Annotated in this window: 18 protein-coding genes and 1 pseudogene; 13 read left to right on the top strand and 6 right to left on the bottom strand. The window is 73.2% G+C overall.

Going from position 1 to position 24,912, the window contains the following annotated elements:
- Positions 1–33 precede the first annotated feature (33 nt).
- Positions 34–1,674, top strand: coding sequence for a phosphoglucomutase (alpha-D-glucose-1,6-bisphosphate-dependent) (pgm, locus tag ABZ386_RS33550; RefSeq protein WP_351345798.1), 1,641 nt, complete (start codon positions 34–36; stop codon positions 1,672–1,674).
- A 54-nt stretch (positions 1,675–1,728) separates the two neighbouring features.
- Here the strand turns inward: pgm and ABZ386_RS33555 are convergent, their stop codons facing one another.
- Positions 1,729–2,220, bottom strand: a complete 492-nt coding sequence (locus tag ABZ386_RS33555) for a DUF5949 family protein (protein WP_351345801.1) — start codon at positions 2,218–2,220, stop codon at positions 1,729–1,731.
- Positions 2,221–2,374: 154 nt separating this feature from the next.
- Between ABZ386_RS33555 and ABZ386_RS33560 the strand changes: the two genes are divergently transcribed.
- Positions 2,375–2,665: a zinc-ribbon domain-containing protein gene (locus tag ABZ386_RS33560; RefSeq protein ID WP_114249948.1), complete on the top strand. Its 291-nt coding sequence runs from the start codon at positions 2,375–2,377 to the stop codon at positions 2,663–2,665.
- A 31-nt stretch (positions 2,666–2,696) separates the two neighbouring features.
- On the opposite strand, the gene ABZ386_RS33565 is transcribed toward ABZ386_RS33560, so the two are convergent.
- A complete protein-coding gene (locus ABZ386_RS33565; RefSeq protein ID WP_358967324.1) occupies positions 2,697–3,422 on the bottom strand; it encodes a winged helix-turn-helix domain-containing protein in 726 nt (241 codons plus the stop codon).
- Positions 3,423–3,488: 66 nt separating this feature from the next.
- Here ABZ386_RS33565 and ABZ386_RS33570 point away from each other — a divergent pair, with 66 nt between their 5' ends.
- The 9 genes and pseudogenes from ABZ386_RS33570 (at position 3,489) to ABZ386_RS33610 (ending at position 19,388) form a co-directional block, all read left to right on the top strand.
- Entirely contained in the window at positions 3,489–4,118 is a 630-nt protein-coding gene (locus ABZ386_RS33570) for a flavin reductase family protein (protein WP_351345808.1), read from the top strand.
- 171 nt (positions 4,119–4,289) lie between these two features.
- Positions 4,290–4,772: an SRPBCC family protein gene (locus tag ABZ386_RS33575; RefSeq protein WP_114249946.1), complete on the top strand. Its 483-nt coding sequence runs from the start codon at positions 4,290–4,292 to the stop codon at positions 4,770–4,772.
- A 261-nt stretch (positions 4,773–5,033) separates the two neighbouring features.
- Entirely contained in the window at positions 5,034–6,041 is a 1,008-nt protein-coding gene (locus ABZ386_RS33580; RefSeq protein ID WP_358967327.1) for a peptidase, read from the top strand.
- 161 nt (positions 6,042–6,202) lie between these two features.
- Complete coding sequence (locus tag ABZ386_RS33585; RefSeq protein ID WP_356505772.1) at positions 6,203–7,357, top strand: NADAR family protein; 1,155 nt, start codon at positions 6,203–6,205, stop codon at positions 7,355–7,357.
- A gap of 564 nt (positions 7,358–7,921) precedes the next feature.
- Positions 7,922–9,424 (top strand): HEAT repeat domain-containing protein, encoded by a 1,503-nt coding sequence (locus tag ABZ386_RS33590; protein WP_358967330.1) that lies wholly within the window; start codon positions 7,922–7,924, stop codon positions 9,422–9,424.
- A 95-nt stretch (positions 9,425–9,519) separates the two neighbouring features.
- Positions 9,520–10,764: a glycosyltransferase gene (locus ABZ386_RS33595; protein ID WP_358967332.1), complete on the top strand. Its 1,245-nt coding sequence runs from the start codon at positions 9,520–9,522 to the stop codon at positions 10,762–10,764.
- A gap of 181 nt (positions 10,765–10,945) precedes the next feature.
- A pseudogene (locus ABZ386_RS33600) lies at positions 10,946–11,635 on the top strand (MFS transporter); the annotation flags it as partial.
- Between the two features lie 8 nt (positions 11,636–11,643).
- Entirely contained in the window at positions 11,644–18,042 is a 6,399-nt protein-coding gene (locus ABZ386_RS33605) for a MupA/Atu3671 family FMN-dependent luciferase-like monooxygenase (RefSeq protein WP_358967396.1), read from the top strand.
- 140 nt (positions 18,043–18,182) lie between these two features.
- The gene (locus ABZ386_RS33610) at positions 18,183–19,388 is read left to right on the top strand and encodes a glycoside hydrolase family 64 protein (protein WP_358967334.1); all 1,206 of its coding nucleotides are present in this window, start codon (positions 18,183–18,185) and stop codon (positions 19,386–19,388) included.
- Positions 19,389–19,482: 94 nt separating this feature from the next.
- Here the strand turns inward: ABZ386_RS33610 and ABZ386_RS33615 are convergent, their stop codons facing one another.
- Together ABZ386_RS33615 and ABZ386_RS33620 are read right to left on the bottom strand one after the other, a co-directional pair.
- Positions 19,483–20,250 (bottom strand): restriction endonuclease, encoded by a 768-nt coding sequence (locus tag ABZ386_RS33615; protein WP_358967337.1) that lies wholly within the window; start codon positions 20,248–20,250, stop codon positions 19,483–19,485.
- A 71-nt stretch (positions 20,251–20,321) separates the two neighbouring features.
- Entirely contained in the window at positions 20,322–21,212 is an 891-nt protein-coding gene (locus ABZ386_RS33620; protein ID WP_358967340.1) for a helix-turn-helix transcriptional regulator, read from the bottom strand.
- A 182-nt stretch (positions 21,213–21,394) separates the two neighbouring features.
- Between ABZ386_RS33620 and ABZ386_RS33625 the strand changes: the two genes are divergently transcribed.
- Both ABZ386_RS33625 and ABZ386_RS33630 read left to right on the top strand, forming a co-directional pair.
- Positions 21,395–22,120: an alpha/beta fold hydrolase gene (locus ABZ386_RS33625; RefSeq protein WP_358967342.1), complete on the top strand. Its 726-nt coding sequence runs from the start codon at positions 21,395–21,397 to the stop codon at positions 22,118–22,120.
- A gap of 102 nt (positions 22,121–22,222) precedes the next feature.
- A complete protein-coding gene (locus tag ABZ386_RS33630; protein ID WP_355724294.1) occupies positions 22,223–22,891 on the top strand; it encodes an HAD-IA family hydrolase in 669 nt (222 codons plus the stop codon).
- Positions 22,892–23,016: 125 nt separating this feature from the next.
- Here the strand turns inward: ABZ386_RS33630 and ABZ386_RS33635 are convergent, their stop codons facing one another.
- Entirely contained in the window at positions 23,017–24,174 is a 1,158-nt protein-coding gene (locus tag ABZ386_RS33635; RefSeq protein WP_358967346.1) for a HAMP domain-containing sensor histidine kinase, read from the bottom strand.
- Complete coding sequence (locus tag ABZ386_RS33640; protein ID WP_356617683.1) at positions 24,167–24,862, bottom strand: response regulator transcription factor; 696 nt, start codon at positions 24,860–24,862, stop codon at positions 24,167–24,169. Before ABZ386_RS33640 ends, ABZ386_RS33635 begins: the two co-directional genes overlap by 8 nt.
- Positions 24,863–24,912 lie beyond the last annotated feature (50 nt).

Here is a 24,912-nt window from a genome sequence, read left to right on the forward strand (position 1 = left end):
ACGAAGGATCAACCCATGCGGAGGAGCGGGCCCATGCAGCACGAGCGAGCGGGCAGTCCGGCCGGACCCGGAGATCTCGTCGACGTCGCCCGGCTGGTCACCGCGTACTACGCGCTCCACCCCGACCCGGACGACCCGGGGCAGCGCGTGGCGTTCGGGACCTCCGGACACCGCGGCTCGTCACTGGCGAGCGCGTTCAACGACGACCACATCGCCGCGACCAGCCAGGCCATCTGCGAGTACCGGGCCGGCCAGGGCACCGACGGCCCCCTCTTCCTGGGCGCCGACACGCACGCCCTGTCGGAGCCCGCGCGGGTCACCGCGCTGGAGGTGTTCGCCGCCAACGACGTGACGGTGCTGATCGACCAGGCGGACGGCTACACCCCGACCCCGGCCGTCTCGCACGCCATCCTCGCCCACAACCGCGGCCGCACCACCGGCCTCGCGGACGGCGTCGTGGTGACCCCCTCCCACAACCCGCCCGGCGACGGCGGGTTCAAGTACAACCCGCCCAGCGGCGGCCCCGCCGCCTCCGACGCGACCTCCTGGATCCAGGACCGCGCCAACGAGATCATCCGGGGCGGCCTCAAGGACGTCCGGCGCATCCCGTACGCCCGGGCCCTCGCCGCGGCCACCACAGGCCGCTACGACTTCCTGGGCACCTACGTCGCCGACCTGCCCGCCGTGCTCGACCTGGACGCGATCCGCGAGGCCGGGGTGCGCATCGGGGCCGACCCGCTGGGCGGCGCCTCCGTCGCCTACTGGGGCCGCATCGCCGAACAGCACGGCATCGACCTCACCGTGGTCAACCCGCACACCGACCCCACCTGGCGGTTCATGACGCTGGACTGGGACGGCAAGATCCGCATGGACTGCTCGTCGCCGTACGCGATGGCCTCGCTCATCGAGCAGCGCGACCGCTTCCGGATCGCCACCGGCAACGACGCCGACGCCGACCGGCACGGCATCGTCACCCCGGACGCCGGTCTGATGAACCCCAACCACTACCTCGCCGTCGCCATCTCCTACCTGTACGCCCACCGCGACCGCTGGCCGGCCGGCACCGGCGTCGGCAAGACCCTGGTGTCCTCCGCCATGATCGACCGGGTCGCCGCCGACCTGGGCCGGGAGCTGGTGGAGGTGCCCGTCGGGTTCAAGTGGTTCGTCGACGGGCTGGTCGGCGGCACCATCGGCTTCGGCGGCGAGGAGTCGGCCGGGGCGTCCTTCCTGCGCCGGGACGGCTCCGTGTGGACCACCGACAAGGACGGCATCATCCTGGCGCTGCTCGCCTCCGAGATCACGGCCGTCACCGGCCGGACCCCCTCGGAGCACTACGCCACGCTGACCGCCCGCTTCGGCGAGCCGGCCTACGCCCGGATCGACGCCCCGGCGTCCCGCGAGGAGAAGGCCCTGCTCGCCCGGCTCTCCCCGGCGCAGGTCAGCGCGGACACCCTCGCCGGGGACGCGGTCACCGCGGTGCTCACCGAGGCCCCCGGGAACGGCGCGCCGATCGGCGGCATCAAGGTGACCACGGACAGCGCCTGGTTCGCGGCCCGCCCCTCGGGCACCGAGGACGTCTACAAGATCTACGCCGAGTCGTTCCGCGGCCCCGACCACCTCCGCCGGGTGCAGGAGGAGGCCAAGTCCGTGGTGCTGGCGGCCCTGTCCGGCTGAGCACCGGCACGGCACGGCCCGGGCCACGACGACGTGGCCCGGGCCGTGCGGCGTTCAGCCGCGCAGATTGCGCGCGGGCAGGACCACATGGGCCGCCGACGTGAGCACGTCCTCGTCGGAGGTGAAGGCGGCCAGCGTCTCGACGTCGCCGGGCTCGGCACCCTCCGGCCACGGGCGGGTGGCGAAGATGAGGTAGGCGTACCCGAGTTCGGCCACGGCCTTCAGCCAGGTCTCCGGCGGGACGAACTGGGACTTGAGGTGCCGCACGGTGAGGACGGCCGACCCGGGCACGACGAGCAGGCTGACCGGCAGGCTCGGCCGCTGGACCGCGTGGACGAGGCCCTCGCCCGGGGGGAGCCCGGCGCCGGTCAGCACCTCTTCGAGGGCCGCCGACGTCGCCTCCCGGCCGTTCGCGCCGTCTCCGAGGGAACAGGCCAGGAGGTAGGGAACGTCCCCGTCGGGGGTCGTGCCCCGCCAGGACAGCACGACCAGGGAGCCCAGGTCGTCGGTGTGCACGGACTGTGTTTCGGGTGAGATCGAGGTCACCGCGGCACCGTATCGGCGCGCCGGAACGCGGCCGGCCCGCTGTCACCCGACTGGACCACGCCCCGCCGGGCGCTCCACACGAACGAGGGGCGCGCGCACCGGGCGCCGCGATACAGGACACTGGAGAAAGATCCGACCCGGGAAGGACCGACACGTGATCATCTTTGGCACCAAGGGCTACCTGTACCAGCTGGCGATACTGACGCTGGTGTGCGGCCAGTGCGGCAACCCCGCCGCGCACACCCTGAGGAAGCGCGTCACGAAGTTCACGCTGTTCTTCGTGCCGCTGTTCCCGATCTCGACGAAATACCAGACGCAGTGCACCTTCTGCGGCGCGGAACAGAAGCTGACCAAGGAGCAGGCCGAGCAGCTCCAGGCGCAGGGCGCGAGCGGCCAGGGCGGCCCGGCGTACGGACAGCCGCAGCAACAGCAGCACCGGTACTGAGACGGGCGGACACCCCGGGCCGAGGAGGTGCTCAGCCGGCCGTGAGCACCTCGTCCGCCAGACCCAGGTGATGCCGGAAGGCGTCCCGCCCCCGGTCCGTCAACCGGACGACGCGTGAACCATCGCCGTGCACCAGCCAGGACGCCTCCAGCGCCCGGTGGAACACGGCGGCGGCCACCGCGCCCGCCAGATGCAGGCGCCCCTCCGTCCAGTCCAGACAGGTCCGCACGTGCGGCCGGCGCGCTTCCCCCGCTCCCTCGCCCGCGACGCCGAGGCTCGTCAACCAGGCACCGCCGGACGCGGTGAGCGCCGGGCCGGACTCCCAGGACAACAGCCCGCGCGCGGTCATGCCGTCGGTGATCGCCACGGCCAGGGAGCCGCCGAGGTGGTCGTAGCAGACGCGGGCGAAGCCCACGGCGCGGTGGCGGCGGGCGGCGGTGAGCGAACGGACCGGGACGAGCCGGCGCGGCGCCCTGGCCGCGAGCGCCTCGATCATCTCCGCGATGCCGGGGTCCGCCAGGCGCACATAGCGGTGCCGCCCCCTGCGCTCCTGCACCAGCAGTCCGCCGTCCACCAGCCGGTTGAGGTGGCTCGTGGCCGTGGACGGGGCGACGCCGGCGAGGGCGGCCACCTCCGAGGCCGTCCAGGAACGGCCGTCGAGCAGGGCGAGACAGATCCCGGCGCGCGTACGGTCGGCCAGCAGCGCACCCAGCGCGGCGAGGTCCGGTTCTTCGGCGTGGACGTCAGGGCTGGTCACCGCCCCATTGTCGCCGGGTGACACTTCGACGACCGGCGAAACGTCCCGCCCGTAGCGTCCTGAGGCATGACGAACGACACCCACCTGGTGGTTCAGCCGAGCATCCTCTACTTCGGAACCCCCGTGGTCCTGCTGACCACCGAGAACGCCGACGGCACCTGCAATCTCGCCCCGATCTCCTCCGCGTGGGCCCTGGGGCAGCACATCGTCCTGGGCATGGGCAGCGAGAGCCAGACCGCGCGCAACCTCGCGCAGCGCCCCGAACTCGTGATCAACGTCGCCTCGCCGGAGCTGTGGGAGCACGTGGAACGCCTGGCGCCGCTCACCGGCGCGAGTCCGGTCCCGGAGGCCAAACGGGCGGTGTACCGCCACGAGCGGGACAAGTTCGGCGCGGCCGGGCTCACTCCGGCCGCCGCCGATCTCGTGCGGCCACCGCGCGTCGCCGAGTGCGCCCTGCAGCTGGAGGCCCGGGCCCGCAAGCTGACCCCCGGCGGCGCCGGCGTCTTCTTCACCGTCGAGTGCGACGTCCTGCGCGTCCACGCCGCCGAACACATCGTCGTACCCGGCACACACCACATCGACCCCGCGCGGTGGAGCCCGCTCATCTACAACTTCCGCCACTACCACGGCCTGACCCCCGAACTCGGCCACGGCTTCCGCTCGGAAACGGCGAGAACCACGGCCCCGGCCGCCTGACGGGTGCCACGGCCGGTGCGGTGGTGCCGGTTCCGCCCCGGCGCCCGGCGAGGCACTGATCGGATCGCATGTGGCAACCGCGGCATGCCGGGTACTCGTCGTGTCGGGCCCGGACCTGTGTGTGGGCCGATGGGCCTCCTGCAGTCGATCAGGGAAAACGGAGGCATACAGATGAGCACCGTCAAGGAAACCGTGGAAGTCGACGTCCCTCTGCACACCGCCTACAACCAGTGGACGCAGTTCGAGGAGTTCCCGAACTTCATGGAAGGCGTCGAGGAGGTCAGGCAGCTCGACGACCGCCACAACCACTGGACCACCAAGATCGGCGGAGTACGCCGCGAGTTCGACACGGAGATCGTCGACCAGCTGCCCGACGAGCGGGTCACGTGGCGCACGACCAGCGGTGACACCAACCAGAGGGGCTCCGTCCGCTTCGAGCGCGTGGATGACACCCACACCCGGGTGGAGCTCGTGATGGACGTCGAGCCCAGCGGAGCGGTGGAGAAGGCCGCGGACATGATCGGCACGATCGACCGGCGGATCAAGGGCGACATGAAGCGCTTCAAGCAGTACATCGAGGAGCGCGGAGCCGAGTCCGGCGCCTGGCGCGGACGCATCCAGCCGGGCGGCACCGGCCCCGGCCCCGCCCTCTGACCCACACCCCTCTCCGTCCCGGACCCGGCCTCCACCGTGGAGGCCGGGTTCTCTCGTGCCCGCGTATGTCCCTGACCGGGCGTGCCCCTGCCCGCGTGTGCCCCACGCGGAGAGCATGTGACGTTTCGGCCATCGTCGTGACATGCACCTGTCCATATCGGTCTCCTGGTGGCACGCTGCCCTCTGGCTGTCCGCAGCGACACCCCTGCCTGACCGGGCGGACGGACCCTCCGCCCGGCCCCCACAGCAGAAGGAGACCGCGTGATAGGCAGACCCCGTAGCCTCCGCCCGTCCGGACGCGGCGAGCCCGTTCGCCGCACCCTCCTCGGCGTACTCGCCGGCGTCGCCGCACTGCTGGCGACCGGCGTCACCGCCGCACCCGCGAGCGCCGCGCCCGAACCGGGAACGACGGCACCCTCGGCGCAGGAGCGCGCCCGCGCCTTCTGGACCCCGCAGCGGATGCGCGAGGCCACCCCGCTCGACGTCCTGTCCGTCGACCGCTCCGACGTGCGGGCGGCGGCACCCCGCAAGGGCAGGACGACCGTCATCGCCCCCACCGCCTCCGCCTCCGGCGTGGGCCCCCTGGCCATTCCCCACAGCGGCGGACCCTGGTCCGGCGGGGGAGCGGTGGTCAAGACCGCCGGCCGGGTGTTCTTCACCTACCAGGGGCGCACCGCCTCCTGCTCCGGCAACGCCGTCACCAGCGCCAACAAGAGCACCGTGCTCACCGCGGGGCACTGCGTGAAGATGGAGGGGGCCTGGCACACCAACTGGGTGTTCGTGCCCGGCTACCACGACGGCCAGGCCCCGTACGGCACCTGGACGGCGTCCAAGACCCTGTCCACACCCCAGTGGACGGCCAGTGAGGACATCAACTACGACATCGGCGCGGCCGTCGTCGCCCCGCTCGACGGAAAGAAGCTGACCGACGTCGTCGGCGGCCAGGGACTCGCCTTCAACACCGGCTACAACAAGGCCATGTACGCCTTCGGCTTCCCGGCCGCGGCACCGTACGACGGCTCGAAGTTCATCTACTGCAGCGGCACCACCTACCGGGACTTCCTGCTGTCCAGCGACCACGGTCTGACCTGCAACATGACCGGCGGCTCCAGCGGAGGCCCGTGGTTCACGCAGTTCAACGAGGCCACCGGGACGGGCCTTCAGTCCTCGGTGAACAGCTTCAAGTACAACTTCCTGCCGAACGCCATGTACGGCCCGTACTTCGGCGCCGACGCGCAGAACCTGTACCAGAGCGCCCAGTCGTCCTGAGCCACTGTCCCGACCCGGAGCCGGGTCCTCCGCCGCGCCACGGCGGAAGGCCCGGCTCCGGGCGTTCCCACGGCGATTCACGGCGATCCGCAGCGATCCGCGGCGATCCGCGACGACGGTAAACCCGTTGCGCTGACCAGCGATTACGGCAGAATGCCGGAATGATCGGCAATCGAATCACCTACCGCACGGCGGACGGCAGACGCGTCCCCGGAACCTGGCGCCCCGCCTTCATCCGCAACGGCGACTACTTCCTCACCGACCTGTTCGTCTACGCGGACGGGCTGATCGACTGCTGGGGCCTGGTCACCCTCGAGGAGTTCGAGGAGAAGCTGCGGAGCGGCTGGGTCGCCACCCGGCTCCCCGACGGCGCCAGGGTCTCCGCGCACAACCTGGCCGCGTGGAAGTTCAGCGAGCCGTACACCTGGCTCACCCCCGAACTGCTGCTGGCCGAGATCCGCGACACCATCGACCAGCTCAACGGACGCCCGGATTCCACGGACCGCTGCCTGGCCGCCGTCGACGTGTTCCTGGCCGACCGGACGGAGGAGAACCGGGCCGCGGCCCGCGCCGCCTACCACGCCATCCCGGAGACCCAACGCCACTACGCCCTCGGCGACATGGACCGCAAGGACGGGCCGCTGCAGGTCCTGGTGGCCGGCCCCGGCGGACATCTGGAGGCCCTGCCCGACGAACCGGTCACGCAGGAGGAGTACGACGAGGCGGTCGCCTACTTCGAGGACCGGGCGAAGTGGAGCAGCGAACGCCCCTCCCGCGTCCCGTCCGACGGCCCCGCCACCCCCATGGCTCCGGCGATCCACCTCTACGAGAGCTACCCCCTCAAGCCCTCGGACGACCCGGGCACGAAGGCCCTGCGCAACGAGTTCCCCGCGCCCCTGCTGATCGACGGCGACACCTACCCCACGGTCACGCACGCGTACTGGGCCCTGTCCACCGCCGATCCCGGCGCCCGGGCCGCCGTCCGGGACGCGGACACGGCGTTCGCCGCCCGCGGCGCGGCGGCCGGCGCTCCCCGGCGCGAGGGGTGGGAACAGGCCCGGACGGCGGTCATGACCTCCCTGCTGAGGGCCAAGTTCACCCAGCACCCGGCGCTCGCCCGGGTCCTCCTGGACACGGCCGACGCGACACTCGTCTACGACGACTCGGACTCCGAGCACTGGGGCAACCGGGGAGGCCGCGGCCGGAACTGGACCGGCCGCCTCCTGGAACTCGTCCGCTCCGAACTCCAGGCGGAGCAGGCGGGCATCACCCTCCCGGCACCCCGCGCACAGCAGGCCGGCCAAGGCACCCCCTGACCCCTCGGGGAGTCACTCACGCACCGGATGTGACGCAGGGGTCACCGACAAGCGGAATCCCGTGACCGCGCGCTGGCCACGCATCGATCGTTTGCCGACGCCCCGCCACCGCCCCGAACGGCCGGAGCGCCGGAAACCGACCCGGACACGCGCCCGCCGGCACCCACCGGCTAACTCCCTCGGCCCTTCGACGTCTGCCGGCTGATGCCCTCGGCCCTCCGGCGCCCACGGCTGACGCCCCGGCGCCTCGGCCCGTCGGTCGCCGGCTGACGCCCTCGGCCCCCGGGTGACGCCGCCCCTCGGCTGACGCCCCGGCCCTCCGGCCCTCGCCGGCTGACGCTCCTCGGCGCCCGCCGGTTGATGCCCTCGGCCCTTCGGCGCCCGCCGGCTGACGTCGCCCCCGGGTGTCGCCCGTCGGCTGACCGCGCCCCCGGGCCGCCCGCCGGCTGACGCCCCGGCCCTCCGGCCCCCCGGCCCCCACCGGCTGACGCCCCGGCGGCCAGCCTCGGGGAGCGTGGGAGCAACCTTCGCGTCGCTCGTGGGTCTTCCTTCGTGGAGGTGGCCATGGGGGCGGACCATCAGATCGCTTTCTTCCTGCGGGAGTCGGCGGCGCCGGAGCCGGAGCGGCGGGCGGCGGCGCTGAAGGGGCTGGGGCGGACCGGCCGGTCCGAGTACGCCCCCGTGGCCGCGGAGGCGGCCGGCGACCCCGTGCCCTCGGTACGCGCGGCCGCCGCCCTGGCCCTGGCCCGCCTCGGGGACCCGGAGGCGGGCCGCGCGGTGCTGCCCCTGCTGATGAGCGACGGGGATCCGGGCGTACGGTGCAGGGCCTCGGTCGCCGTGACCCGGCTGGGACTCGAGGGACCCGCGTTCCTGCGGGCTTTCGCGCGTCAACTGGCCGACCCTGACCGGACTGTGCGGATCAACGCCCTGGAGGGACTGATCGCCCTGGGCGCGCCGGGGGATGCCGCCGCCCTGGCCCGACTCCTCGGCGACCCCGACCCGGCTGTCTGGGGGCGGGCCCGGACCCTGATCTACCAGTGCGCCGGAGACGCGGCCGTGCGGGAGGAGGTGATCCGCACCGCCCGCAACGGTACGGGCACCGCCCGGGCGCGAGCCCTGGACTGGCTGCCGGAGAGCCACACCGAGCAACTCCTCGACTCGCTGCTCACCGGCCTGCGCGATCCCTCTCCCGCGGTCAGGATCGCGGTCGCCCGGCGGTTGTTCCGCGTGGAACAACGGCAGGTACAGGACAAGCTGGCCGAAGCCCTGCGCACCGAGCGGGACCCCGAGGTCGCGGCGAGGCTGCTGCGCGGCCTGGCAGAACGGGGCGACGAGCACATCGCCGAACCGGCGGTGCGCTGGCTGCCCGACCCCGTCGCCGGACCGTCGGCCGCGCAGGCCCTGGGCGCCCTGGACACGGACACGGCCGCCGCACACCTGCGCACGGCCCTGGCCGACGAGACACTGCCCGCCGGCACCCGGGCCGCCTCCGCCACGGCCATCGGAGCGCAAGGCCGTTGGGACGCCGTGTGGCTCCTGCTGCCCCTCCTCGACGACCCCGACGACGACCTGCGCGCGGGCGCGCTCGACGGACTCGAAGCACGCGTCGAGAACGGGCTCCGCCTCTGGGAGCGCCACCCCGTGGCCTGGGCCCTGGCCGCTCATCTGGAAACCGACGCGCGCCACACCTGGCGCACCCGCAACGCGCTCTCCGGCCTCGCCCAGGCACTCCCCGCCGTACGGCACCTCGCGGACGGCAGTGGGTCCGGTGAGGTCCGGGCCGCCGCGCTGTCCCTGCTCGACGGGGACGACCCGGCCGACGAGCGGGCCCGGCGCGACGTACGGCGCTTCCTGCGGAGCCTGGACGACCCGTACGAGGGGGTCCGCTACCAGGCCGTCCTCGGGCTCACCCGCTGGGTGGAGGCCACCGGTACGCTGCCGCCCGGCAGCGAGGCGGCGCGCGTCCGGCTGACCGCCCTCACCGAGGACGCCTCCCTCCGGGTGCGCCGAGCCGCCGCAGAGCTTGTCGAAGCACTCGACGCGGGCCCGGTGTTCGACCCGTCGTAAGCAGTTCCGGCCGGTCCTCACCTGCACCGGCGATTTTCGTCCACCTGCCGCCGTACGCCGCGTGTCGCCCGCCCGGGCGGTCCACACTGGGACGCATGCGGGTGGTGATCATGACGGCGGGGTCGCGCGGCGACGTCGCGCCGTACACGGGGCTGGGCGCGGGGCTGGTGCGGAGCGGACACGAGGTCACGCTCGCCACCCACGGCCTGTTCGAGCCGCTGACCGCCGGTTCCGGCGTGCGGTTCCACCCCACCCCGGTCGATCCGCTCGCCGTGTCGCACTCCGACCGCGGCCGCAGCCTGCACGCCAGCACCACCGGGCTCGGCAAACTCCTGCGCGCGGCGTCGATGGCCCGGTCCGCCGCCGAGGAGATGACCGACGCCCTGGTCCAGGCGGCCCGCGGCGCCGATGTCGTCCTGGCCGCCGGCGCCGTGGCCCCGCTCGGCGCCGCCATCGCCGAGGGGCTGCGGCTGCCCAGCCTGGGCCTGTTCCTGCAACCCCAGCACCCGACGCGGGAGTTCGGCGCCCCCATGCTCGGTGGACGCTCCCTCGGCAGCGTCGGCAACCGCCTGGGCGGACTGGCCGTCACCACCGCCGTCGACCGCGTCTTCACCCGGGCCCTGCGCAGGCTCCGCACCCGGCACGGCATGACGCTGCGCGGCGGCCCCGTCGCGAGCCGCCGGGCCCATGAGCGGGCCCTGTGGCCGGTGCTGCACGGCTTCAGCGAGCAGGTGGTGCCCCGGCCCCGCGACTGGCGTCCCGGGCTGGAGATCGCCGGCTACTGGTGGCCGCACGACACCCGCGAACTGCCCCGGGACGTGGAGGAGTTCCTCGCCGCCGGGCCCGCCCCGGTCTTCGTCGGGCTGGGCAGTGCCACCGTGCCCGATCCGCGGCGGCTCAGCGGCGAGATCGTGCGCGCCCTGCGAACCGCGGGACTGCGCGGGGTCGTCCAGCAGGGCTGGGCGGGGCTGGCCGCCCGCACCGACGAGGTGATCACGGTCGGCGACGTGCCGCACGCGCTGCTGTTCCCCCGGATGGCCGCCGTGGTCCACCACGCCGGAGCCGGCACCACCGCCGCCGTCCTGCGCGCCGGAGTCCCCAGCGTTCCGGTGCCCGTGCAGTTCGACGCCGGCTTCTGGGCGGCCCGCCTGATCGCCCTGGGCACCGCGCCCTGCGCCGTCCCCCTGCGCCGCCTCACCGCCGACGCCCTCGCCCCCGCCCTGCGCAGGGCCGTGAGCGACCCCGGCCACCGCGGCCGCGCCCAGGACCTCGCCCGCCGCCTGGCCGAGGAGGACGGCGTGGCACCGGTCCTGACGGCCCTCGACCGACTGACGTCGTAAGCGCGCCCGCGACGGGTTGCCCGTCGCTTCGAAAGCGCCAAAACAAGACCGGAAGTCGTCTGGACCACTTCCGAGTCTTGAAGACGTCTGTCCGGTTCTGCTTGGGTGACGGACCAATGGCTGCCGGCCGGCGGCGTATCGGGGGGAACGCGCGCCCCTCATGCAGACCAGGGGAAGGTGCATGAGGTACTTCCGTCTGCTCGTCCTGGGCAACGGCATCTCGGCGTACGGCAGTTACCTGAACATGGTGGCGCTGAACGTCTTCGTCTACGACGCCACCGGCAGCGCGCTCGCCGCCGGCCTCTTCATGGCCGTACGGCTCGGGACCAGTGTCGTCTCCGGCTGGGTGAGCGGGCGGCTCGTCTCGGCGTACGACCGCAAGCGGCTGATGGTCGGCGCCGACCTGTGCCAGGCCACGGCACTGCTGACGCTGCTGCTCGCGCCCGACGGCGTGCGCCCCGGGCTGCTGTACGTCCTGGCCGTGGTCACGGGCGGCTGCTCGACGCTCTCCCAGGTCGCCCTGCGCAGCAGCATCCCCGAGATCGTCGGAGCGGAGCACCGGGTCCGGGCCAACGGGCTGCTGGTGACCGGACGTTCGCTCGCCATGATCGCCGGTTTCGCCTCGGCGGGCCTGGTGGTCGCGCAGCTCGGCTACTCCGCCGCGTTCGCCCTGGACGCCGCGACGTTCCTGGTCTCCGCGACCGTGCTGTTCCTCCTCCCCGTCCGCACCCGGGCGGCCGGGGACCCCGCGGACGACGGCTCCGCCAAAGCCTCGGGGGCCGCACGCTGGACAGCCCGGATGCTGCTGGGCACAGCCCCGCTGCTGATGGCGATGATCGCGATCCGCGCGGTGGACGGCCTCGGCTCCTCCTGCAGGAGCTGTACGGCGTCACACCCGACCTCGCGACCTACGGCAAGCTCCTCGGCGGCGGCTTCCCCATCGGCGCCATCGCGGGCCGCGCCGACATCATGGACGGCGTCGACGGCGGCCACTGGTCCTACGGCGACGACAGCTACCCGCCCGCCGACACCACCTTCTTCGGCGGCACGTACATCCAGCACCCGGTGTCGATGGTCGCGGCCCGTGCCGTCCTCGCCCACCTCAAGGAGCACAGCCCCGGTCTCCAGGAGCGGCTCAACGCGCGCACGGCCGAACTGGCGGCGACGCTCAACGGCTTCTTCGAGGCCGAGGAGTACCCGCTGCGGATGAGCCACTTCGGCTCCCAGTTCCGCTTCGAGCACCGCGCCGACATGGAGCTCCTCTACCACCACCTGATGCTGCGCGGTGTGCACGTCTGGGAGTGGCGCAACTTCTTCCTGTCCACCGCCCACTCCGACGGCGACATCGAGTTCGTGGCGGACGCCGTACGGGACTCGCTGCGCGAGCTGCGGTCGGCGGGCTTCTTCCCGGGCGGACCGTTGGTGACGCCGAAGGCCCCGCCACCAAAGCCGGACCCGAAGTTGGAGCCGGAACCGAAGCCGAAGCCGCAGCAGCCGCAGCCGCAAGCGGCTCCCGAAACAGTCGCTTCCGTGGCCGCCATGCCCTGGAACGCCGCCGCGACGATCACCGCACCCCGCCCCGCCCCGGCGAACGACGCCGCGCCCAACACCGCCCCCGCAAAGGACCCCGCACCCCGCACCGCCCCCACGCAACAAGCCTCCCCCCGCACCCCCGACTTCAGCGTCTACTTCTTCGGCGACTACCCCCAGGACGCGTCCTCCCCGCCCCACGGTCAGTACGAACTCCTCCTCGAGACCGCCCGTTTCGCCGACCGGCACGGCTTTCACGCGCTCTGGATGCCCGAGCGTCACTTCCACTCCTTCGGCGGGCTCTTCCCCAACCCGGCGGTTCTGGCCGCCGCACTGTCCCGGGAGACCGAGCGCATCCGCCTCAACGCCGGCTCCGTCGTCCTGCCGCTCCACGATCCGATCCGGGTCGCCGAGGAGTGGTCGATGGTAGACAACCTCTCGGGCGGCCGCGTCGGCATCGGCGTCGCCGCCGGCTGGAACTCCAAGGACTTCGCCTTCTTCCCCGACCGTTTCGGCCGGCACAAGGAGCTGATGTACGAACAGCTGGAAGACGTACGGACGTTGTGGCGCGGTGCCGCCCTGCGCCGCACCACCGGCGACGGCGAGGCCGACCTGCGGCTCTTCCCACGCCCGGTGCAGGACACCCCGCCCCTGTACACCGCGGTCGTCGGCAACCCCGCCTCGTACGAACTGGCCGCCCGCCACGACCTGGGCGTCGTCACCAACCTGATGACCCAGAGCGTCGAACAGCTCGGCGAGAACATCGCCCGCTACCGCCGCACCCGGGCCCGGCACGGACTGGACCCGGACGCCGGCCGGGTGGCCGTCCTGCTGCACACCTTCCTCGCGGACGACCACGACACCGCGCGCACCGAGGCCTACGAGCCCCTGTCCCGCTACATGCGCGCGTCGCTGTCCCTGTTCAGCGGCGTCACCAGCAGCCTCGGGCACAGCGTCGACCTGGCCGCCCTGAGCGAGGACGACCTGGAGGCCCTGTTCCGCCGCGCCTACGGCCGCTACTGCGACCAGCGCGCCCTGATCGGCACGGCGGACGGCGTCCGCCCGGTGGTCGACGCGGTGACCGCGGCCGGAGCCGACGAGATCGTGGCCCTCGTGGACTTCGGTGTCGCGGCGGACCGGCTGCGCGCGGGCCTGCCGCGCCTGGACGCCCTGCGCCGGCACTACGACCGGCGGGCCACCGCCGCCCCGGCACCCCCGCGCCCCGCACCCGTCCGGCCGGCCCTCGCCGACGCCCCCTTGTCACCCGGCCAGGAACGCGTCTGGTTCCTGGAACGCCTCTTGCCGGGACGTACCGCCTACAACGAGATCAAGGCGATCCGCCTCGACGGCCCCCTCGACGTCCCCGCCCTGCGCGCGGCACTGCGCGGCCTCGTCGCCCGGCACGAGGGCCTGCGCACGGTCGTCCGGGAGAGGGGAGGAGAGCCCCGGCAGGTCGTCCGGGCGTCCGCCGAGCCCGACTTCGAGGTCGTGGACGCCACCGCCGCTCCCGGCACCGCGCTGCGGGACGTCCTGTCCGCCGAGAGCGGCCGCCGCTTCGACCTGGCGGACGGCCCGCTGTTCGTCACCCGGCTGGTCCGGACGGCCGAGGCGGAGCACGTCCTCGTCCTGTCCCTGCACCACATCGTCGTCGACGCGGCCTCCGCCACCGTCCTCGCCCGCGACCTGTCCGCCCTCTACCGGGCCGAACGCGACGGCACCCCCCACGCCCTGCCCGCCCTCACCTGGAGCTACGCCGATCACGCCCGGGAGCTGGCGGCGTCGGCGCACAGCCGGGAGGCCGAGGAGGACCTGGCGTACTGGCGCACCGCCCTCGGCGGCGAACTGCCCGTCCTTGCCCTGCCCACCGACCGGCCCCGCCCGGCGACGATGACGTCGAACGGCCGGGCCGTCTTCCACACCCTCGACCCGGAACTCTCCCGGCGACTGCGCGAGATGAGCCGCACCCGCCGCAGCACCCTGTTCATGACCCTGCTCGCCGGATACGCGGCGATGCTGCACCGCGTCACCGGGCAGACGGACCTCGTCGTCGGCACCCCGATCTCGGACCGGCCCGAACGCGCCGAGCACCTGCTCGGCTTCTTCGTGAACACCCTCGCGCTCCGCCTCGACCTGTCCGGCGACCCCGCGTTCGGCACCCTCCTGGACCGGGTGCGCACGGTCGCCCTCGACGCGTACGACCACGCGCGCGTGCCCTTCGAGACGGTGGTGCGCGAACTCGCCCCGGCCAGGGCGGTCGACCGGACACCCGTGTTCCAGACGTTCGCCGAGTTCCAGCGAGCCGAACCGTTCCGCTTCGACCTGCCCGGCATCGAGGCCACCCCGCTGGACGCGGGCCCGGACAAGGCCCTGACGGACCTCACCGTCTACTTCACCGACCAGCCGCACGGCGTCCGCTGCCATCTGGAGTACAACACCGACCTGTTCGACCGGCACACCGTCGACCGCTTCTTCGCCACCTTCCGGGACCTGCTCGCGGCAGCGGTCGACGACCCCGGGACACCCCTGTCCCGGCTCGCCCCGCCGGCCCCCGACACCGCCGCCGACGGCGACCCCGTGCCGGAAGCCTGGCGGCACGGCCCGTCCCGCCCGCCCGCGGACACCACCCTCCACGCCCTCGTCGCCCGGCGGGCCGCCGCGCAGCCGCACAGCACGGCGGTGATCAGCGGCGACACCCGACTGACCTACCGCGAACTCGACGACCGGGCCGAGCGGTTGGCCTCCGCCCTGGGGGAACGGGACGCGGCGGGCGCCGACGGGACGGTGGCGCTGTGGCTGCCCCGCTCCGCCGACCTCGTGGTCGCCATGCTCGCCGTGCTCAGGACGGGCCGCGCCTACGTCCCGCTCGACCCGTCCCTCGGCCGGGCGCGCGCCGAGCAGATCATCGCCGAGTGCGGCGCCCGCACCCTGGTGTCGACGCGCGAGGATGCCGCGGCCCTGAAACTGCCCGGCCACGTGACCGTCGTACCGCCGGACGCGACCGCACGGGGCGGCCGAGCCGGCGAGTCCGCCCCCGGCGGCCAGGCGCCGTGCTGCGTCCTGTACACCTCGGGCAGTACCGGCACTCCCAAGGGCGTCGTGGTGCCGCACCGCGCCGTCGTCGACCTGTGCGAGTGGCAGCACCGGCGCTTCGCCTTCACCCCGGCCGACCGCGGCGCCGTGGTGTGCAGCCAGAGCTTCGACGCCTCCCTCCTGGAGATCTGGCCGGCGCTGACGGCGGGCGCGTCGGTCACGATCGCCGACGAGGACCGGCGCAGGGACCCGCTCGCCCTGGCCCGCTGGTACGCCGAGCAGGGCGTCACCTTCTCGATCCTCCCCACCGCCCTCGGCGAGCAACTGCTGCGTCTTCCCCCGGCCGAGCAGCCGCCGCTGCGCCACCTGCTGCTCGGCGGCGACGTGCTGCGCACCCGGCCGCGGCCCGAGGCGCCGTACGAGACGGTGAACGTGTACGGGCCCACCGAGGTCACCGTGCTGTGCACCACCCAGACCGTCTCCCCGGCGGGCCAGGAGCCCGGCCGGTCCATCGCGATCGGGCGGCCGGCCGACAACGTGACGCTGAGCGTCCTCGACACCGCAGGCAGCCCGGTGCCCGTCGGCGCGGTGGGGGAGCTGTACGTCGGCGGCCCCGGCGTCGCCCTCGGCTATCTGCACCGCCCCCGGCTGACCGAGGAGCGCTTCCTGCCGGACCCGGACGGTGCCCAGGACGCCCGCAGGTACCGCACCGGCGACCTGGTCCGCTGGCGGGCCGACGGCACACTGGAGTTCTGCGGCCGGGCCGACGACCAGGTGAAGATCCGGGGCTTCCGGGTCGAGCCGGAGGAGGTCTCCCGCGTCCTGGCCACCCTGGACGGTGTGCGCGCGGCGGCCGTCCTGGCCCGCCGCGACAACCGGGGTGAGGCCTACCTGGCCGCCTACGCCGTCCCCGCCGATCCGATCGGCGCGGCGGCCGACGACCGGCAGGCGTTCGCCGACCTCGTGGCCGAGGAACTGGCGGCCCGCCTGCCGGAATACCTGGTGCCGCGCGCCTGGCGGGTCCTGCCCGCCCTGCCCGTGACGGGCAACGGCAAACTCGACCGGTCCGCGCTCCCGGCACCCGACCTCGTCACGACCGCACCGAGCCACCGGCCGGTCCCCACCACCACCGGCGAGCCGGCGGCCGGCCACCGGGCGGACGTCGAGCGGCGCGTACGGGAGCTCTGGGCGGCCGAGTTCGGCACGGACCCCGACGCCCTCACGGCCGACGCCTCGTTCTTCGACCTGGGCGGCCACTCGATCACCGCGATGCGGCTGGTCAACCTGGTCCGGGAGGAGTTCGGCACCGACTATCCGATGCTGAGCTTCTACCAGGAGCCGACCCTGCGGGCCATGACGGCCCGACTGGCCCGGGCAGCCGAGGAGACGGCGCCCGAGCCGGACGCCCTCCCCGGCACCGTCGAGCACCGGGCACCCGCCACCGCCCAGCAGGTGCGCTTCGCCACGGTGCACGCCGACCACCTGCTGCCGCAGGTCTTCAACGTCGCCCTGCGCATCACCCTCACCGGAACCCTGGACGTCCCGGCCCTGCGCACCGCCCTGACCCGACTGGTCGAGCGGCACGAGGGACTGCGCACCCGCCTGACCCGCGGCGGAGACGGATGGGAGCAGCAGGTCCTGTGGCCCGGCCCGGTGCACCTGCCGCTCGACGACCTCACCTCACGGCCCGCGCACGAGCGCCAGGCCGCCCTGGACGAGGCGAGCACCGAGGCCGCCGAAACCCCGATCGACCCCACCCGGGGCACGCCGATGACCGTGCGTCTCCTGCGCACCGGCGACACCACCTGGGTCCTGCTCCTCGTCCTGCACCACTCCGCCTGTGACGGATGGTCCGTCAGCCTGCTGCTGAAGGAACTCGCCGCGCTCTACGGCGCCGCCCGGCGGGGCGAGCCGCCCCCTCTGCCGGCCGTACTGTGCCAGCCGGTGGCGTACGCGCGATGGCAGCGGGAGCAGGCCGACGAGGCCGCCGACGAACGCAAGCTGCGGTTCTGGCTGCGCGCACTCGACGGACTGCCGTTCACTGTGGGCCTGCCCCTGGACCGGCCCAGGCCCGAGAAGCCGAGCGGCCGGGGCGGGGCCGTGACCTTCACCGTGCCGGCCGGCGTGCGGTCCGCCGTCGAACGCCTCGCGCGGCAGCGGGGCACGACGCCGTTCGCCGTCACGGCGGCGGCCCTGGGCCGGATGCTCGCGCAGAAGTCCGGGCAGGCCGACGTCGTGTTCAACATCTCCTACGCCAACCGGGAGCGCCGCGCGTTCGAATCCCTGCTGGCCTGCACGATCACCGGCTTCGCCCTGCCGGTACGGGACGGAGCCGCCGGTTCCTTCACCGCGCTGACGGACCGGGTCGCCCGCACGGCGGTGGAGTGCATGGACCAGGCCATGCCGGTACGGCTGATCGCCCCGGCACTGCGGGAGCACACGGGCGCCGACGTGCCGGACCGGCTGGACGTCGGCTTCGCCTACCAGAACTCCCTGGACGCGGAAGTCGAACTCCCCGGCCTCACCACGGCCGTGGAGGACCTCGCCCCCGCCGCGTCCCGCACGGAACTCACCTTCGGCCTCGTCCCGGCCGGGGACGAGCTGCGGGGCTTCGTCGAGTACTCGGCCGACCTGTGGGACCGCAGCACGATCGAGGTCTGGACCCGTGACTACGTCGCCCTGCTGCGCGAGGAGACCGCCCGGGCACTCGGGGACTGACGGTGCCGCCCGGAGGTGCGCCCACGGCGGCGCACCTCCACCTCCGCATGCCCACCTCATTGACAGGTCCGTACCAACGCGCAACGCTGAGAGCGCTCTCAGAACGCCCTGTACCGGCCCTCGTCGATCGGAGGCAGAGCATGTTACGGACCCTCAGACGCCAGGCAAGAGCAATGGGGTTGTCCCTCGCCACGGCGCTCACCGGCGCACTGCTCACGGCCGGAGCGAGCACACCGGCCCAAGCCGCGGTCCCGGCGACGATCCCCCTGAAGATCACCAACAACTCGGCCCGCAACGAGCCGGTGTACCTCTACAACCTCGGCACGGAACTGTCCACCGGACGCCAGGGCTGGGCCGACGCGAACGGCACCTTCCACCCCTGGCCGGCCGGCGGTAACCCCCCGACACCCGCCCCCGACGCCTCCATCCCCGGCCCGGCGGCCGGACAGTCGATCACCATCCGCATGCCGAAGTTCTCCGGCCGCGTGTACTTCTCCTACGGACAGAAACTCGTCTTCCGGCTCACCACCGGAGGCCTGGTCCAGCCCGCCGTACAGAACCCCACCGACCCGAACCGGAACATCCTGTTCAACTGGTCGGAGTACACACTCAACGACTCCGGCCTATGGATCAACAGCACACAGGTCGACATGTTCTCCGCCCCGTACGCGGTCGGAGTGCAGCGCGCCGACGGCACCACCGCGAGCACCGGCCGGCTCAGGCCCGGCGGCTACAACGGCTTCTTCAACGCCCTGCGGGGACAGCCCGGAGGCTGGGCGAACCTGATCCAGACCCGCCCCGACGGGACCGTCCTGCGCGCCCTGTCACCGCTGTACGGCGTGGAGACCGGCGCCCTGCCGGCCACCGTCATGGACGACTACATCAACCGCGTCTGGCAGAAGTACACCACCTCCACCCTGACGGTCACCCCGTTCGCCGACCAGCCGGGCACCAAGTACTACGGCCGGGTCTCCGGCGGCGTCATGAACTTCACCAACGGCTCCGGCGCCACCGTCACCAGCTTCCAGGAGCCGGACGCCTCCTCCGTGTTCGGCTGCCACCGCAGGCTCGACGCACCGAACGACCAGGTACGCGGCCCGATCTCCCGCACCCTGTGCGCCGGATTCAACCGCTCCACGCTCCTGGTCAACCCCCACCAGCCGGACACCACCGCCGACGCCTTCTACCGGGACGGCGTCACCAACCACTACGCCCGCAAGATCCACGCGCAGATGGCCGACGGGAAGGCGTACGCGTTCGCCTTCGACGACGTCGGCCACCACGAATCCCTGGTGCACGACGGCAACCCGCGCCAGGCCTACCTCACCCTCGACCCCCTCAACTGACCGAGCCACGAGGTGAAGGCGGCCCGCGACCCCGGCGCGAGGCGCTGGAGCGACGGGCCGCCGGCCGCCGGGGGCGCGGTGTCGCTCGCCCGGCTCACGACTCGGCACCTGCGCGTTCCCACCCCGCCGCCCGGTCTGTCGGGGCGGCCTCCCAGGGCGCGGGACCGGTGCCGTCCGTCCAGGTCCAAAGGGCCTCCCGGTCCACGCACACGATCCCGCACCGGTCGGCGTACTCCACCGCCGGCGCGGTGAAGTCGCTCGTGGTGACCAGCACGGCGACATCGGCCTCATGGACCGTGAAGCAGGTGCCGCCGAAACGCTGGAGGTCCTGGGAGCCGACCCGGTGGGAGTCGCCGTAGTGCTTGCACTGGACGACGACCCGCCGTCCGTCGGGGGCCACGGCGACGACATCGGCGCCCAGATCCCCGGCACCTCCCACCACTTCGACGCCGGAACAGCCGTCGCGTTCGCAGAGCGCGGCGACCGCCTCCTCGAACTCCTCGGCCGTCAGGGCGTCGTAGTCCACCGAGACCTCGACGACGGCCGGGTGCTGCCGGGGAATCGCGGGTGCCGCCAACTCGCCGGCCGCCTCGCGCGCCGCTTCGTCGAGCGCCGCCGCGGCCCGGCGGGCCGCTCGCGCCAGATGCCACCGTCGCCCCAGGCCCGTGAAGCCCGCGACAGCCACGACGACCAGGACGAAGACCCAGGCGGGACGCCGCTCGACGGCACCTGCCACCACGCGGGCGGCGAGGCCGACGACGCTCACGACCACGGCGAGAAAGACGAAGAACAGAGCGGTCGCGCGAAGGTCGAACCGGCGCCGACGCCTCGCAGGCGGTGCGGGACGCGCGGGTGCGGTCACGGCATGCCCCCTCTCATGGGACCGACGGGAAGATCACTCCCGACGTCTGCCCAAGATCGCCACCTTCATCGTCATCGCCGCCCTTCCTTCGCCCCTGGAGAAACAACACCTGCTCGCCGACGGTCGGGCCTCGGGGCGGACGGTGCCGGCACGGCGGACGCGAGGAGCGCCAGTTTTCCGGCGTCGTCGGTGCCCGGGTCCGGATGGAAGAGGACGAGCGTCTGGCCTGCCGCGCCGCCGATGCCCAGCAGCTCCCGGTTCAGCCGCAGGCGACCGACCCGGGGGTGGTCGATGTCCTTGGGCGCGCCTTCGCACACCTCTATGTCGTGGCGGGCCCACAACCTGCTGAAGTGGTCACTGGCGAGGGAGAGTTCACCGACGAGTGCGACGAACCGGGGGTCGTCCGTCTCGGTGCCGACGGACTGGCGGAAGCCGGCGACCATGCCCTCGGCGGCCTTCTCCCAGTTCGGGTGGAGGGCCTGCTCGGCGGGGTCGAGGAACAGGTCCCGCAGCCGGTTGCCTCCCGGCGCCAGGCGTGGTGACAGAGCGGTCGCCAAGGCGTTGGCGGCCAGTACGTCGAAGTAGCGGCCCTCGACGACCGCGGGCAGCGGGAGCGTGGCGACGAGCGTGGCGATGCCCTCGGGTACGGCCTCGTCCCGAGACCTCGGCGTCGGGCGACGGGGCCGGCCTGCGCCGAGGCGCAGCAGGTGTGCCGTCGCGTCGTCGTCCAGTTGCAGCGCCCGGGCGAGGGACTCGAGGACCTGGACGGAGGGGTTGCGGTCGCGGCCCTGCTCCAGGCGCAGGTAGTAGTCGGCGCTGATGCCGGCGAGCATCGCGACCTCCTCCCGCCGCAGGCCCGGCACCCGCCTGGCCCCCACCACCGGGATACCGACCTGTTCCGGTGTGACGAGCTCACGACGGGCGCGCACGTAATCGCCCAGAAGGTTGGGTCCGCCGGTCATTTCCTCACCCTAAGTCGCGCGGCCCGGCGCGTACCTGGCCCTGTCACCCCCAGGATCACGGAGGCCCTGGCTCCGCCGGAGGGCGGGCGGCAAGCCTGGTCGGCGACCCGCCGAGCGGACCCGGACCGCCCGGCGACTCGTCCAGTGCGGACGCGGCGCGGAGTCCAACGAGGAGCGAAACCATGACGACATATCTGCTGGTGCACGGTGCCTGGCACAGCCCCGAATGCTGGGAGCGGGTGGTCCCGTTGCTGACCTCGGCCGGCCACCGGGTGTTCACACCGTCGCTGACCGGCTACGGCGACAAGGCCCATCTGCTCAGCCGCGAGGTGGGACTCGACACGCACGTCGACGACATCGTCGATCTGATCGCCGCGGACGACCTCACCGAGGTGGTCCTCGTGGGACACAGCTACGCCGGGCTGGTCATCTCGTCCGCGGCCAACCGTGTCCCCGACCGGATCGCGCGCCTGGTCCACCTCGACGCGATGGTCCCGGAGGACGGCGAGAGCGCGGCCGATGTCATGCCCGTGACCCAGGTCCTGATCGACCTCGCCGAGAAGTCCGAAAGCGGCTGGCGGGTCCCACCCCTCCCCGAACTGCCGCCCCCCTCGGGGCTGTTCGGCGTCACCGACCCGGCGGACACCGCCTGGCTGCGCTCGATCCTGTCGGACCACCCGGTGCGCTGCCTCCGACAACCGGCCCGGCTGGACAACCCGGCCGTGCGCACGATCCCGCGGACGCACATCCACTGCGTCGTCGGCATGCCCGAAGGCTTCACCCGCCGTCCCGTCCCCGAGATCCAGCCCAACGGCACCCCGGCACAGGTCTGGGAGTTGCCGACCGGCCACGACTGCATGATCACCATGCCGGCCGAACTCGCCGCGCTGCTGCTGAAGCTCGGCTGACCGACGGCACCCGTCCTCGGCTCCGCTGCGGCGCACCGCGGACGTACACGAGCCGAGCGCCTGCCCCGCGGTCGCCTGCCGGCCGCCTGGCATGATCGACGCGTGACCAGTGAACCTGGGCGGCCGGGCCGCGTGAAGTACGTTCTGTTCGATGTCGACGGCACATTGATCGACGCCGTGAGGAACCAGCGCCGCGTCTGGGAAACCTGGGCCATGCGGTACGGGCTGGATGCGGACGAGGTCTACCGGGTGGCCCTGCGGACACGGCCGGTGGAGACGTTCGCCCAGGTCGCCGCCGACCGTGATCCGAGCGAGTGCCTGGCCCTGCTGCACGAGCTGGAGGACGAGGACGTCCGGTCCGGCGTCTACGGGGCTTTCCACGGCGCGTCGGAGCTGCTGCACGGTCTGCCGCCGGGCACCTGGGCGCTGGTGACCTCGAACTACGAGCACCGGGTGCGCGGCCGTTTCGCACGAACGGGCCTGCCCGTGCCGGACGTGATCGTGGACGCGGCCGCCGTGGACGAGGGCAAGCCCTCTCCCGCTCCCTACCTGCAGGCCGCCGCACGGCTGGGCGCTCGGCCGGCGGACTGCCTGGTCATAGAGGACGCTCCGTCCGGAGTGCGGTCCGGGCTGGGAGCCGGGATGACGGTGTGGGGCGTGAACGCCACCGCCCCGGTGGAGGGCGTGCACCGCCACTTCACCAGTCTGCGCGAAGCCGTCCCGCACATCCTGGCCTGGACGTCCGGGCCACAGGGAAATGCCGCGGCCTGAACCCGCCCATGCGACCAACCACCAGGTGGCGTTGACGACGAGAGTCGTGACGGGGCCGAGGCCGGCAGGGACCGCCGACAGCTTCCGGTTCACTGTCGGCCGTCGGCGAGACATGTGACCTGACGTCAGGACGGTGCGAGCGGGCCCGCGGCCGCCCGCCCGGGACCGCTCGCTGTCGACCCAGGCGGCTGCCGCCCTGGCTGCGACGGCGCGGCAGGCAGCCGAACCGTGACGAGGAGACCGCCGGCCGGGCGGGGGACGAGGCCGAGGGTCCCGCCGTGCGCGCGGACGACGCTGTGCACGATGGCCAGGCCCAGGCCGACGCCGGCGTGCTCGTCGGCGCGCACGCGTTCCGTTCCGCGCTGGAAGGGTTCGATGAGGGTCGGTACCAGTTCCGCCGGCACGGGACGGCCCGTGTTCTCCACCCGCAGCACGCTCGCGCCGCCCCGCGCCTCGGTGTGGACCGTCACGGTTCCGCCGGCCGGGAGATTGTGGACGATGGCGTTCTGGACGAGGTTCGTCACCATCCGCAGCAGCAGCTCCGCGGAGCCGCTCGTCCGGGCCGCCCCACCGGTGACATCGAGCGTGACCCCGCGCTGTTCCGCCTGGTGGAGCAGAGTCTCGGCGGCCTCCTCCGCGACGAGGGACAGATCGACGCTCGCACGGTCGAAGCTCCCGCGGTCGCTGCGGCTCAGCAGCAGGAGGGCCTCGGTGAGGCCGATCGCCCGCGTGTTGACGGCCTCCAGGCGTTCGAGGAGCTCAGCCCGGTCCCGCGTGGGGTCCTTGCGGGCGACGTCGAGGAGCGTCCGCGAGATCGCCAGCGGGGTGCGCAGCTCGTGGGAGGCGTTCGCGGCGAACCTCTGCTGCTCGGCGACATGGGACTCGAGCTGTTCGAGCATCGAGTCGAAAGCGTCGGAGAGTTCACGGAACTCGTCCTGACGGCCCTTCATACGGACCCGGTGGGACAGCGACCCGTTCCCCGCCAGCCGCGCCGCATCCGTGATCTGCGTGAGGGGCGCGAGCATCCGCCCGGCGAGGATCCATCCCCCGACGAGGCCGAACACGAGCAGGAAGAGCATCGCCAGGGCCGCGGCCGGGGCGAAGGTGCGCACCAGCAGGTAGCGGTTGGGCGAGACGCCGAGCAGGCCCTGGGAGTTGTCGGGTACGTAGCGCAGCAGGAACCCCCACACCACGGCCAGCAGGAGCGCCCCGGCGACGGCGAGGAACCCGGCGTAGCTGAGGGTGAGTTTCAGCCGGACGCTGAGCCCTGGGCGTCTACGCATGCGCACTGCCCGGCCGGGTGGCGCCGGGGCCGGAATCGATGCGGTAGCCGACACCCGGCACCGTCGCGATGATCCACGGCTCGCCGAGCCGTTTGCGCAGCGCGGAGACGGTGATGCGGACGGCGTTGGTGAAGGGGTCGGCGTTCTCGTCCCACGCCCGCTCCAGCAGTTCCTCGGCGCTGACGACACCTCCTTCGGCGGCGACGAGGACCTCCAGCACGGCGAACTGCTTGCGGGTGAGCGCGACGTAGCGTCCGTCGCGGAAGACCTCCCGGCGGAACGGGTCCAGGCGCAGGCCCGCGATCTCGCGGACCGGGGGCCGGGCGTACGCGCGCCTGCGGTCCAGCGCCCGCAGCCGCAGGACGAGCTCCCGCAGCTCGAACGGCTTGGTGAGGTAGTCGTCGGCGCCGAGCCCGAAGCCCGACGCCTTGTCGTCGATCCGGTCGGCGGCGGTGAGCATGAGGATCGGAATGCCGCTGCCGGAGGCGACGATGCGCCGGGCGACCTCGTCGCCGGAGGGGCCGGGGATGTCGCGGTCGAGGACCGCGAGGTCGTAGGAGTTGACGCTCAGCAGCTCCAGGGCGGAGTCGCCGTCGCCCGCGACGTCGGCGGCCATCGCCTCCAGCCGCAGACCGTCACGGACGGCCTCCGCCAGATAGGGCTCGTCCTCCACGATCAGTACGCGCATGTCCGAAGCCTAGGCAGCAACACATATCGCCGACGTATGCGTGACGGGAC

It is taken from the genome of Streptomyces sp. NPDC006140, assembly GCF_040628815.1.
Lineage (GTDB): Bacteria > Actinomycetota > Actinomycetes > Streptomycetales > Streptomycetaceae > Streptomyces.